The sequence below is a fragment of the Luteibacter anthropi genome (assembly GCF_011759365.1).
Classification (GTDB): Bacteria; Pseudomonadota; Gammaproteobacteria; order Xanthomonadales; family Rhodanobacteraceae; genus Luteibacter; species Luteibacter anthropi.
In genome coordinates this window covers 208,151-220,733 of the sequence record NZ_JAARLZ010000003.1, presented here as the reverse complement: position 1 = coordinate 220,733, position 12,583 = coordinate 208,151, and the positions used below count along the sequence as shown (strand labels likewise).

Annotated in this window: 12 protein-coding genes and 1 tRNA gene; 8 read left to right on the top strand and 5 right to left on the bottom strand. The window is 61.5% G+C overall.

The features are described from left to right. Positions 1–92 precede the first annotated feature (92 nt). The 3 genes from HBF25_RS06450 to dnaQ are packed head-to-tail and all read left to right on the top strand — an operon-like array spanning position 93 to position 1,970. A complete protein-coding gene (locus HBF25_RS06450; RefSeq protein WP_166947129.1) occupies positions 93–788 on the top strand; it encodes a class I SAM-dependent methyltransferase in 696 nt (231 codons plus the stop codon). A gap of 4 nt (positions 789–792) precedes the next feature. Beyond that, the gene (rnhA, locus tag HBF25_RS06445; protein WP_166947128.1) at positions 793–1,248 is read left to right on the top strand and encodes a ribonuclease HI; all 456 of its coding nucleotides are present in this window, start codon (positions 793–795) and stop codon (positions 1,246–1,248) included. Then, complete coding sequence (gene dnaQ, locus HBF25_RS06440; RefSeq protein WP_166947127.1) at positions 1,245–1,970, top strand: DNA polymerase III subunit epsilon; 726 nt, start codon at positions 1,245–1,247, stop codon at positions 1,968–1,970. Before rnhA ends, dnaQ begins: the two co-directional genes overlap by 4 nt. Positions 1,971–2,246: 276 nt before the next feature. On the opposite strand, the gene HBF25_RS06435 is transcribed toward dnaQ, so the two are convergent. After that, positions 2,247–2,951, bottom strand: a complete 705-nt coding sequence (locus tag HBF25_RS06435; RefSeq protein WP_166947126.1) for a PP2C family protein-serine/threonine phosphatase — start codon at positions 2,949–2,951, stop codon at positions 2,247–2,249. A gap of 145 nt (positions 2,952–3,096) precedes the next feature. Between HBF25_RS06435 and HBF25_RS06430 the strand changes: the two genes are divergently transcribed. The 5 genes from HBF25_RS06430 (at position 3,097) to HBF25_RS06410 (ending at position 6,149) form a co-directional block, all read left to right on the top strand. Next, positions 3,097–3,186: transfer RNA gene (locus tag HBF25_RS06430), tRNA-Ser, on the top strand. 545 nt (positions 3,187–3,731) lie between these two features. Then, positions 3,732–4,340 (top strand): hypothetical protein, encoded by a 609-nt coding sequence (locus HBF25_RS06425; RefSeq protein ID WP_166947125.1) that lies wholly within the window; start codon positions 3,732–3,734, stop codon positions 4,338–4,340. A gap of 18 nt (positions 4,341–4,358) precedes the next feature. Next, positions 4,359–4,751, top strand: a complete 393-nt coding sequence (locus HBF25_RS06420; protein ID WP_166947124.1) for a glycoside hydrolase family 73 protein — start codon at positions 4,359–4,361, stop codon at positions 4,749–4,751. Between the two features lie 55 nt (positions 4,752–4,806). Then, complete coding sequence (locus HBF25_RS06415) at positions 4,807–5,427, top strand: hypothetical protein (RefSeq protein WP_166947123.1); 621 nt, start codon at positions 4,807–4,809, stop codon at positions 5,425–5,427. 35 nt (positions 5,428–5,462) lie between these two features. After that, the gene (locus HBF25_RS06410; RefSeq protein WP_166947122.1) at positions 5,463–6,149 is read left to right on the top strand and encodes an amino acid racemase; all 687 of its coding nucleotides are present in this window, start codon (positions 5,463–5,465) and stop codon (positions 6,147–6,149) included. 43 nt (positions 6,150–6,192) lie between these two features. On the opposite strand, the gene HBF25_RS06405 is transcribed toward HBF25_RS06410, so the two are convergent. From HBF25_RS06405 to HBF25_RS06390, 4 genes are all read right to left on the bottom strand, one after another. Further along, entirely contained in the window at positions 6,193–6,561 is a 369-nt protein-coding gene (locus HBF25_RS06405) for a VOC family protein (RefSeq protein WP_166947121.1), read from the bottom strand. Positions 6,562–6,594: 33 nt separating this feature from the next. Then, a complete protein-coding gene (locus HBF25_RS06400; RefSeq protein WP_208392449.1) occupies positions 6,595–7,329 on the bottom strand; it encodes a helix-turn-helix transcriptional regulator in 735 nt (244 codons plus the stop codon). Between the two features lie 63 nt (positions 7,330–7,392). Continuing rightward, complete coding sequence (locus HBF25_RS06395; protein ID WP_166947120.1) at positions 7,393–9,423, bottom strand: S9 family peptidase; 2,031 nt, start codon at positions 9,421–9,423, stop codon at positions 7,393–7,395. A 91-nt stretch (positions 9,424–9,514) separates the two neighbouring features. Next, positions 9,515–12,511 carry a TonB-dependent receptor gene (locus tag HBF25_RS06390; protein WP_166947119.1) on the bottom strand — a complete coding sequence of 999 codons (2,997 nt, stop codon included), beginning with the start codon at positions 12,509–12,511 and terminating at the stop codon, positions 9,515–9,517. Positions 12,512–12,583 lie beyond the last annotated feature (72 nt).

The window sequence follows — 12,583 nt, the reverse complement described above, 5'->3', positions numbered from 1 at the left end:
GGGAGGCCGGACTATATCAGCCGGGTACACCGTACTCGTTAGTTGTGCGTTAACCGTGCGGGAGCCATTCAACCTCACTACACTCAGGTCACATGCCGCATTCAGCCCCAGACATCTATGCCACGCCCCAGGTCGGCAAGCTGCTGGCCGACGAGGCCCGTGTGCTCGGCCCCCTGCTGGCCCGCTGCACCGGTGAGCACGGCCTGCACCTCACGGCGGCCGCCGAGGCGCCCACCCCGGCGATCCCCCTGCTGGGCCACTGGGCGACCGTCCGCGTGGCCGGGGCCTCCCTGGGCGGCGACGTAAAGGCCAGCGGCCTGGAGCGCCTGCCCTTCGTGGACGACGCCTTCGGGGTGGTGATCCTGAGCCACGCCCTGGAAACCACTTCCCGCCAGGACAACCTCCTGGACGAGGCCATCCGGGTGCTGGCGCCGGGCGGCATGCTGGCCATCACGGGCATTCATCCCGTGGGCCTGTGGTCGCCCTGGGTAGCGAGGCACAGTCACCGGGGCCCCCGCCCACGCCTGACCTGGCCCTGGTGGTGGAGCCAGCGCCTGGTCCGCGACGATTTCGAGCTGAGCATGCCCAAGCGGCTGGGGAATCCCTGGCCCCGTGCCACGGGCCAGCCCTTCGCCGAGACAGTGCTGGGCGGTGGATATCTGTTGCTGGCGCGCAAAAAACGGCCGACGGCGTTAACCTTGCGCCCCCGCCCGGTGGCGGTGCCGGCCCCCATGTCGGGCACGCTCGCCTCCGGAGCCCGCCGTAACGCACGACAGAAACTCAGCTGAACACATGACCGATATCGTTGAAGCCTTCACCGACGGCGCCTGCCTCGGCAACCCCGGCCCCGGCGGCTGGGCGGCCCTGCTGCGGGCCAAGGGCATCGAGAAGATGCTCTCCGGTGGCGAGGCGGACACCACGAACAACCGCATGGAGATGATGGGCGCCATCGCGGCCCTCGAGGCCCTGACCCGTCGCTGCAAGGTGCATCTCATGACCGACTCCAAGTACGTCATGCAGGGCGTGCAGGAGTGGGTGCCCAAGTGGCGCAAGAACGGCTGGAAGACCGCCGACAAGAAGCCGGTGAAAAACCAGGACCTGTGGATCCGCCTCGACACGGCCGCCGCCGCGCACGACCTGACCTGGGAATGGGTGAAGGGCCACAACGGCCATGTGGAGAACGAACGGGTGGACGTGGCCGCGCGCGACCAGGCCATCATCTACAAGACAAAGGGCAAGGTGGCATGAGGCAGGTCGTACTCGATACCGAAACCACCGGCCTGGAAGTACAGCTCGGCCACCGTCTCGTCGAAATCGGCGCGGTGGAGATGATCGGCCGCCGCCCCACGGGCAACAACTTCCACACCTATCTCAATCCGCAGCGCGCGATCGACGAAGAGGCCAGCAAGGTCACCGGCATCAAGGACGAAGACCTCGTCGACAAGCCGCTGTTCCGCGACAAGGTGGAGGAGTTCATCAACTTCATCCGCGGTGCCGAGCTCATCATTCATAACGCGGCGTTCGACGTAGGCTTCCTCAACGCCGAGTTGCGCATGGCCGGCGCGCAATACGGCAAGGTCACCGACCACGCCACCGTGCTCGACACGCTGGCGATGGCGCGCACGATGTATCCGGGCCAGCGCAACAGCCTCGATGCGCTATGCAAACGCCTGGGCGTGGACAACACCCACCGCGACCTCCACGGCGGCCTGCTCGACGCCCAGCTCCTGGCCGACGTCTATATCGCGATGACCTCGGGCCAGGTTGGCTTGGACTTCGTCTTCGATGCCAATGCGGACGCCAAGGCGACAAATGCCTTCGATGACATCGTGATCGTCCGACGTCCGGTGGTGCTGCGTGCCAGCAGCGATGAAGAAGAACTCCACACGAAGCGCCTCGACGCGCTCGACAAGGCTGCCGGTGGCCAGAGCATCTGGCGCAAGCTCGAAGCGGAAGACACCGTGCACTGACATCCGTGGTTATCCACACGGAATGTGGATACGCACTGCATAAGCATGTGGATAACCGCAAAGCAGTCTTTCGCAACAAAGCCTTGCATTACGCTGGTCAATCCATGATCACCTGGCGCGCCCCTGTAGGAGCCGACCTCGTCGGCGACCGCCAATGGCGACCACGTTATCCACACGGAATGTGGATACGCCCTGCATAACCATGTGGATAACCCCGATCCACGCTTTCACGTCAACACGTTGCATCACACTGATCACAACGTGACCAGCCTCGTGTCACGCAGCGGCGCGCAAAAGAATCGCCGTGATGTTGTCCCGCGCACTGCCGTTGAGTGCCTGCAACAGCAGCTGATCCACGCACTCCTGCGCACCGATGTCACCGCGCGACACGACCGCATCGATACGCTCGTCGGCCACTTCATCGGTAAGCCCGTCCGTACACAGCAACAGCCGCGCACCCGGGCGCAGCTCGCCCCGCGCCAGGCCGATATGAAGCTGGTCGGGCAGGGTGATCCCCAGTGCCTGGGTCAGAACGCTTCGCTGCGGATGCACGCGCGCCTGGGCTTCCGTCAGCTCGCCGGCCTCGACCAGTGCCTCGACGATGGAATGGTCGTGCGACAGGCGCTCCAGAGCGCCATCCCAGCGATAGATCCGGCTGTCACCCACCCAGGCGGCTTCGTAGTGGCGTCCCACCACCCGCACCGCGGCGATGGTGGTGCCCATGGGCCGCGACTCGGCCAGCCCGCTGGACCGGGCGATCAGGGCTTCGTTGACCCGCTGGATCGCATCCACCAGCGACTGCCCGGCGCTGACCTGGGCCACCACGCCATCGCGGGCCGTGGCCGAGGCCACCTCGCCATGCCGGTGGCCGCCCATGCCGTCCACCACCAGGAACAGCCCCAGGGAGGCGTCCGCATAGTAGGTGTCCTCGTTGCGCAGGCGGCGAAGCCCCGTGTGCGTGCCGTGTCCGAACTCGATCATGTGGGCCTTGGGATGCGGGTAATCGGGCGGGAAAGGGCCCGGGAATGCCCGGGCAGGATGCCGCAACAAAAGCCTGTTGTCACGGCGCGACGGACCCATTATGATTGCCGACTCGGCAGGCCACCCAGCCCGCCGTCGACCCTGCGGAGAGGTGGCAGAGTGGTCGAATGTACCTGACTCGAAATCAGGCGTACGTGTAAGCGTACCGTGGGTTCGAATCCCACCCTCTCCGCCATTATTCAGTGATTTACGAAGCCCCGCCCATGTGCGGGGCTTTGTTTTTTCCCATAGCGTAAAGTCTGTCTGTTTCAGGCCTCGCCTGGCGTCGTTGTGCGGGGTGGGCTGCCGCATAGAATCCCGTGCCTGTGTGTTCAGCCAGAGGCATTCGATTTGTTCACGAGCTCCATCGGCCATTGCCTTTCGCTCGATTCGTAATACCTCGTGAAGAAAGTGCTTGCCATAGCCGTGCTGGCGATCGGAGATCACGAGAGTCCATTCCAACCTCGCGACACAGGCAAGACATGAAAATTCTGCTCGATCGCCTGGTCTCTGAGGCGCAGATGGAGTAGTACACCAGCTCGGCTTGGATAGCGGTTCGCGGCATGCCTCCTCCGAGAAGCTAAACCATGGTGCCCCTACGGCGAAACTGTTCCGATGACGGGCATGTTCGACAGATATCGGTCGGCAACAAGAGCCGCTATCCAACGCCATCGCGTACCGCTATAACCGATAGCCTCGAACCTGCGTAACGGATATCCCCAGGAACTCAAGGAGCTGATCATGATTAAAAAAAGCACTCGGCGGCGAACCACGTTGCGCGCACTGTATCGAACGGTTTTATCCGTCGCTGTGGCGACCTTTGTTTGCATTTCACCAATCGAAAGCAAAACGGTGAAGATGCCAGCTCACTTTCAGTCGTATTCCATGACCGACATAGGGAATAAGCTTCGCTGCATCGTTGGTAATACAACACAGGAGGGTTTAAATGGTCGGGCCTTCGTTTATCTAATCGACCTTACAACCCACGAGATACGTTGGGTCACCAAAATTCCTCTGCGGCCGAATGATTACCAGAATCGAGCGACGCATTGCTTGGCTGGGGATAAGAAGGTTTACGCTCTTATTCAGACAGATACCTCATCCTTTCAGGCAACATCACAGACCTTCGTCGATGTTGTAACGCTTGATGAGGCAACAGGACAGATTGAGTCAACTGAAAATGTAATAGCCAAGGAGGCTGGGCGTAGGCCGTCCACGTGGGTGGACGGTGGCCCCGAGAATTTCCGGCGCGAAAATGGAAAGATCGTGGTAACGGGCCAGTACTTCAATCTCGATAATCCGGAAGTGCGCAAGCCCTTCACAGCCAGTCCTGCGCCTGCCACACCCTAATTAACAAGGAGAGTAAATATGGCCACCCCGCAGCAGCAGTTTGTTGCCGACATTTATCCAGGTGCCAAAAAGATTTCTGACGAAACAGGGTCGTCGCTAGAGCTGGTGCTTGCACAGGCCGCGTTAGAAACAGGCTGGGGTCAAAAAGTTCTTCCCGGTACTAACAATCTCTACAACATAAAGGCCGATGCTGGCTGGCATGGAAAGACTGCCGAATTCAACGTTCCTGAGCAAGAAAAGAGTTTGAGTAAAATTTACATGTCAAAGGAGAAGTTTCGCGTATGCGAATCCTACGCCGAATCGATGGCCGATCGTGCAAAATTTCTGGCGGAGAATCGCCGTTATGAAAAAGCAGGGCTCTACGATCCTGGCGTGAGGGGCGATCTGGAGAAAGAATCTGCAGCTATATAACCGATGATGTCTCACTGTGACACTACGGCATCCCTGAAACTTCATGGAGCTATTAATGGCTGAGCAATTTCTCCGTTCAATGCTTGCCTCAAGCGCAACACGTTGCAACGAACTCACTCGCCTGGCTCTGGTCTTACTCGTCGGAGTGCCGCTCACCAGTAACGCTGCGAAGGTTCCGGCCCATTTTCAGTCATATGCCACGACAAATGTCGGTGGCGGCTTGAGTTGTGTCGTGGGGGCAACTTCTGACAGTGAGCACTCTAATGAGAGAGCTTACGTCTATATCGAAGATAGCAAAACGCATACGCTGCGCTGGTTAACTTCGATTCCTTTGCATGCGGGCTGGTATCAAAATCGCGCATCGCATTGCGTAGCGGAAGGCGGGGCCATTTACGCTCTCATACAATCAGATACGAATGCCACACCCGTCATGTCGCAGACTCTTATCAGCATCGCAAAGCTGGATCAGGGTGCCGGTCGTATTGAATCGAATGATCTGGTCAAGGTAACGGCAAGCGCTGGAGCACATACAGTCTTTGTCTACGATGGTGCCGAAAATTTCCGGAGCGATGCGGGGAAACTTGTCGTGACGGGCGAATACGTCAGCAAGGGTGATCCCGCAGAGATTCGGAAGCCCTTTACTTTCGCTATTCCGATAAACAACACGCTAAGGTGATGCATCGCTAGTTTTACTCGAACGGAGGGATATGCGTGAAGACCATCGGTATCCTCGGCGGTATGTCTGCGGCTTCCACGCAGATCTACTATCGCGAACTTTGCAGGATCACTGCCGAACGCCTCGGTGGCCTGCATTCGCCGCAGCTTCTCATCCGCTCCCTGGATTTTGCCGCGATCGAGGCGTTGCAGATGGCCGGTCGGTGGGATGATGCCGGCCAGCTGTTGAACCAGGAGGCACGGGCGCTGCAAAGGGGCGGCGCGGAGTTGCTTGTCCTGGCGACGAACACCATGCACAAGCTGGCGGAGCCAATGATGCGGGGCGTGGATATCCAGCTCCTGCATATCGCGGACGCTACGGCTTCACGTATCCTCCGCACCGGTCTTCGGCGACCGGGGCTGATGGCGACAGCCTTCACCATGGAGCAGTCGTTCTATCTTGATCGTCTCATCGCTGCCGGTCTTGCACCGATCGTGCCTGACGCGAACGACAGGTCGCAGACCCACCGGATCATCTACGAGCAGCTTTGCCTGGGCATCGTGGACGAAGACAGTCGCAGCACCTATGTGGCGATCGCGGACCGTCTGGTCCAGCGCGGTGCGGATGGCATCATCCTTGGTTGTACCGAGGTGGGCATGTTGCTGAATCAGGGCAATGTGGCGGTGCCGGTCTTCGACACCACCTTGATTCATTGTGAAGCCGCACTGGATGCTGCTCTTTGATGGAGCATCCCCGGCATGTGCCGGGGCGCATCATCGGTGGCCGTCAGTTCGATGGCCTGGAAAAGACGTTCACCAGGTTCCCATCCGGATCAAGAAGCAAGAGCGACGTATTCCCCCAGGGCATGACCGTCACCGGCATCGCGACGCTGGCGCGATCAACCCGCGACAGCACGGCTTCGACGTCATCCACCTGGAATTCCAGGATCGCCGAACGATTGCTGGCGGCCACGGCCAGCCCGTTGTTATAAAGCTGGATCAGGGATTCATCGCTGATGGCCAGCACGGCACCGTCGAAAGGGATTTCGGCAAAGCCATCGGCCAGGCGCCGGGGCTCGACGCAGGACATGGCCTGATAGAAGGCGAGAAGTTTTTCGAACTGGCGGGTGGCTATACGAACGGAGGCGAATTTCATGTTTGGGGCGGCCCGGAGGAATGAGGCCCCACTCTAGGTCCAGTCCGTGTCAGTTTCTGACAGTATCGTTTTACCTGCGACGTCGTCCGTCTGCCGCCAGGCCTTGAGAAGCGCCTGTTTGCGCCTGGGGTACCGATCCCCTAGCAGGGCTACCGACGTGATTCGATCGGTGCGGAAGCTGCGAAAGTCGTCCCGCCATTCGCACCAGCACATCAGCACGTGGGACTGCCGGAAATAGGCGATGGCAAAGGGCCAGACCACGCGCCTCGATTGCCTGCCGTCCGGTCCTTCGTAAGTGATCTCGATCTTGCGTTCGAGCCGAAGGGCATCGCGAAGCACACGGGCATCAATCGTATCGGCCGGTGCCTTCAGACTGTTGCCCACCAGCAGCGCCGAGCTTTCCAGCTCCTGGCGCAGGTCGGGCGGCAGCACGGCTGCGATTTTTGCCAGGGTGTTCTCTGCTCCCTTGGCCAGGTCGGGATCGCCGCGATCAAGGACGAGGCGCATGCCCAGCACGAGGGCATCCAGTTCGGCGGAGCCGAACATCAAGGGTGGCAGCATGAACCCGGGGCGCAGGACGTAGCCGATGCCGGCTTCGCCTTCGATGGGGGCGCCTTGCGCCTGGAGGCTGGCGATATCGCGATAAAGAGTGCGCAGGCTGATGCCCATGTCGGCGGCAAGCTTCTGTCCGCTGATAGGGCGTTTACGGCGCCGGAGTACTTGCAGTAAATCGAGGAGTCGTTCGGAACGGGACATGCCGCCGATCATAATCAAGATGCTGATGCTTGTTGAGCGAAGGCCCCTGGCATATGCCAGGGGCCTTCGCGTCCATCACTTCCCGTTACCCAGCGCCTGTTCCAGCCCGGGCACGAAGGACGCGCCATGCGGCACCTTTGCGGTGGATGCCTTGAGCGCATTGCCGATCGGCTCGCTGCGGCCACCGAGGCATTTGCCGAGGAACTGCTCGGCCACGGCGTTGAAGGCGATATTGTTCTCCGGGCGCGCAAAGCCGTGGCCTTCGTCGGGGAACAGCACATAGGTCACCGGAATGTGCTTCGCGTCCATCGCCTTCACGATCTGGTCGGATTCGGCCTGGTTCACGCGCGGATCGTTGGCGCCCTGGCCGATGAGCAGGGGCTTCTTGATCGCGTCGGCCTTGTTCAGCGGCGAGCGCTCCTGCAGCAGTTGGCGGCCGGCTTCCGTGGTCGGGTCGCCCATGCGCTTGTAGAACTGCACCTTGCCGGCTTCCCAGTAGGGCGGAATCGTCTTCAGCAGGGTCTGCAGGTTCGACGGACCCACGATATCCACGCCGCAGGCGAAGGTGTCCGGCGTGAAGGTGAGGCCGGCGAGGGTGGCATAGCCGCCATAGGAGCCGCCCATGATGGCCACCTGCTCGGGCGAGGTGATCTTCTGGTCGACGGCCCACTTCACGGCGTCGAGCAGGTCGTCGTGCATCTTCCTGCCCCATTGCAGGTCGCCTGCCGAGATGAAGCGTTTGCCGAAGCCGGTGGAGCCCCGGTAATTCACCGACAGCACGGCATAGCCGCGATTGGCGAGCCACTGGTGATAGCGGTTGTAGCCGTAGTTGTCGCGGGCCCACGGGCCACCGTGGACAAACAGCACCAGTGGCAGCGGATGATCGGGCACGCCCGGATGCTTGCTGTCGCTGCCGGCGGGCAGGGTGAGGTAGGACACCAGGGTGAGGCCATCCCGCGATGCGATCTCGCGCGGATACATCGGCGAGAGCGTGGCTTTTTCCAGTTCGGGGCGGCTGACGAAGAGCTTGGTGAGTTTCTTGCCGGCGCGCTGGTAGAGGTAGGTGGTATCCGGCGCGTTCACCGGATCGACGTTCACGGTCCACACGTCGTCGGCGTCCGTGCGCGAGGTCACCTGGAACTGGCCCTTGAGCTGAGCCTTCAGGAAATCCAGATCGCCGGCGATGGACGGATCCAGCGCCGTCCATTCGTTCTTGAGATAGTCCACCGCATAGGCCTGTACTTCGCCCGTCTTCGGATTGGCCAGCACGCCGCCGATATCCGCCTTGGGGTTCTGTGCGATCACCGTCGTCTTGCCGCTGGCGACGTCCTGCTTCGTTAGCGCCGCCGTGTCGCGATCACGCGAGTCGAGCCAGTAGAGCGTCTTGCCATCGTTGGTGAAGCCACTGGGCTCGGTGGTCTGCGAGTCGTCCAGGCCCACGCTGCTGAAGGGCTTTTCGTCGACCTTGTCGCCCTGCACGTGGAAGAAATCGTTACCGCCATCGGGGCGCGAACGGATGGCAATGCGCAGCGCGAGGTTGTCGTCGGCTACGAAGCCCGCGTAATCGCCGTGGTTCTCGAACACCTTCGTCAGCTTGCCGCTGGCGACGTCGAGGCTGTACACATCGTGCCAGCGCGCATCACGGTTGTTGATGCCGACGAGGATGCGATCCTTGATGTGCTCGCTCGTGCCCACGATTTCCACGCGCGTCTTTTCAAACGGCGTGAGCGACTGCTGCTTGTGGTCCGTGACGCCGACCTTGTACAGCAGGAAGTTTTCATCGCCGCCCTTGTCGTTGATGAACAGAAGGGCAGAGGAATCCGGCGCCCAGAGGTACTGTCGGATGGGGCGCTTCGTCTCGTCGGTGAGTGCGTGGCCCTGGGTGGGGTGATCCACCGGTGCCACCCACAGGTTGAGCACACCCTTGTTCGGCGCGATCCAGGCCAGCCACTTGCCATCCGGGCTGAGCTTGGCGGCAACCCGGCTCGGGTTGCCGAAAAGGGCCGTGCGATCAATGAGCGGCGGGGATGCCCCCGTATCGACGGCGAGTGCTGGCGTGGAGAACCAGGCGGCCGCCAGGGCGGCGGTCAGCAGGACGTGACGCATGAGTACCCCTCCGATCGTTATTTTGTACGAATCAGGGTGCGGGGCGGCCGGAGGGCGTGCAAGGTGCCGGAAGTCATCGGTGGTCGGGTGATCAGAAGTCATAGCTGACACCCAGCCTTGCGTAGCGCGGTGCCTGGCGTACCACGGCCTGCCCGAAGCGCGGATTGGGCACGCCGGGGTCTGTCTGCGAGAACGGATAGGTGTTCAGCGGCCGCTGTTCGTTGAGCAGGTTGAAGATGCTGGCGGTGAAGGAGAGCTTGCCGCCTCCGAACGACGGCGTGTAGGTCGTGCCGACGTCCAGCTGGCGTATCCACGGCAGGCGTCCCTGGCTTCCCGGAGGAGCCGGCTGGCCGTTGCAGTAGTGGTAGTGGCCGCCGTACTTGCCCGGGTCGGCGAGGTCGGGGCCGTAGTAGCCCAGGCATTCCCTGGGTGTTCCGGATACCACGCTGACGTTCGCCGAAACCAACCATTCGCTCGTGATCTGGTAGTAGACATAGAGCTTGAGCTGGTGCGTATGGTCGTTATTGGTGGGGCCGTTGGTGTGCTCCATGATGTAGCTGTTGTCCCAGTCTTCGCTGGTCGATGCCGCCGTCTGCTGAAGGTCGGAACGCAGCTGGCCTTCCGTGTCGCCGTAGCTGCGCGAGAAGACGTAATCGAGCTTCGCGTACCAGGTGCCGTCGAAGGGATGCTCCAGGAAGCTCTCCAGGGCGTAATAGCGACGCTTCAGGCGGGGAAAGCCGAACTCGGCATTGCTCAGCGGCACGCTCACCGCATTGCCGTTCGTATCGATCAGCGTGAAGGTGTTGGCGCGGCCCGGATTGAACAGGTAGCAGCTGTTGGTGGCCGATACGCTGTAGCCAAGCTTCGCGGCCTTGGCCGTGATGCGGTCCACGTCGCAGTAGTCGTCGATACCGCTGCGCAGGATGCGCTGGGTAGCCTTTGCGCCATACACCCAGTTCGCTCCTGCGGTCTTGGTAAAGCCGAGAATGAATTCGTCCTGATACTCGGGCTTCAGGTGCTGCGCGGTCACCGTACGCGCATCGGGTAGCACGCCGTAGTAGTTGTTCGACGAGACAGGTCGCGAGAAGGCATATAGCCCCGTGGGCAGGCCATTCGCGTCGATACCGCTATAGGTGTAGTACTGCGAGGTGGCCAGCGCGGCGCCTGCGGCATTGAGGCCGGGGTTCAGCGGCAGGCCGAGGTAATAACGACCAGCGTTGCCGAACACCTTGAAGCTGGCGTCGCCGTTCACATCCCAGCTGAAACCGACGCGCGGTGCCCACTGGGGTTTGCGCTGGGCGACGTAGGCGTCGCCATCGCGGTTGTAGTTTTCGAACTGATCGTTGCGCAGGCCCAGCGAGACCAGCCAGCGATCGTCAACCTGCCAGCGATCCTCGATGTACTGCGCCCGTTGGATGGCCCTCACGCTGGCCAGCGAGCTGGAGACGGACTTGATCACGTAATAGCCGCCCTGCCCATTGGGGTAGTTGCCGGGTGCGCCCACACCCAGGCCCGTGGAGATGGGCAGCAGTGGATTGGCGCGACCGTAGACCCAGGTGTAACCCGGCCCGGAGGCGATGCTGCCCTGGTCGATGGCCCGGGTCGTCTGGTTATCGATACCTGCGCTGATGGCGTGGTCGCCGAGGGTGTAGGTGATATCGAGGCGAAGGTTGTTGCTGCGCTTGTTTCGCGAGGCATTGGCCAGAGAGGACACGGTCTGGCGATTGCCGATGGGTGTGCCACCGTTGAGCTGGGGGTTCTGGTTGACCAGGCCGCTGATGTAGGTAAGCGAATTGTCGTAGCCGTTGGGCTGGTCGTACTGGTCGAGCTTCATCTTGCCGTACAACGCCGACACCGTAAGGTTGTCGGTGATGTAGCCGGTGTACTTGGCAGAATACAGATCACCACCGGCCTTGGTGTTGTCGCTGCCGGCAATGCGCTGCCCACGCTGGAGCGTGTTGTAGTTATAAGCGTAGATGTCGCCTTGTGTCTCCAGCTTGCTGGATGCGCCCGTCAGTTCGAGGATGTGGTTGTCGGTGATGTTCCAGTCCAGCTTGCCGTACCAGCGGGGCGAGTTGTTGCGGTAGGTGGTGTCCGGGCTGGTGCTGCCCACGGCGTTATGTGTCTCGCCCTGGTCCCGCTGGTATTCGCCGGCGAGAAAGAAGAACAGCTTGTCCTTGATGATCGGGCCGCCGACATAGCTGCTGACGGTGGTGACCCAGTTATGGTCCTGCTTGCTCGGCGTATACAGTGAGCCGGCTACCGGTGAGGCGGGCAGGCCGTTCGTGTAGTAGATATTGCCGGTACTCGATCGGGCAAACGCCGGCTCCCACAGCACCTGGGCACCGTAATGCCATTCGTTGGTACCGCGCTTGCCCACCTGGTTGATCACGCCGCCGTCGGAGCGGCCGTATTGCGCGCTGTAGCCACCGGTATAGGTTTCCTGCTGCTCCACGGCGCCATAGGGCAGGGAGATGGCGCCTAGTCCGCGCTGCGGGTCGGTGACGTTGTAGCCGTTGATGTAATAGGCGTTCTCGCTGGCGGCCGACCCGCCGAAGCTGTTCAGTGGTGCCCCCGTCGGGCCGGTATAGCCACCGCTGTTGAGCACCACACCCGGCGCAAGGCGGGCGATATCGTCGGAGCTGCGTGCCAGCGGCAGCCGGGCCAGTTCCGTCGATGTGATGACGCTTCGCGAGTCGACCGAGCCAACGTCAATCGGCGGCACTGCGGTGCCGGTGACGTGTACGGCATCGAGGCTTGCCGCTTCGCTATTGAACGTCACGTCGACCGAGGCACCCACCTTCAGGGTGATTCCCGAACGCTTCTGGACATCACTGCCGTCCCTGCGCAGGGTGACCGTATAGGTGCCCAGCGGAAGCTGGCCAGCCACATAGCGGCCCTTGTCGTCTACCTGCACTTCGCGTGTCAGGCCAGTGTCGCTCTGTACCAGTACGGTCTCGCCCGGCGCGATGGGTGCCTGGCCGGCGATGCTGCCCGTGGTGGACTGGGCATGGGTGTTCGCAATAAATAACGATGAGATGGCGAGAAAAAGAGTCCTGCGCCCCGGGAGCAAGGAAGAACGGATCACGAGAGAAATCCCCTGGAAGTGTCGACGAATGCGCAGGACTCCCCTGTCACCGCGTCACTCGATCCTCGTTAA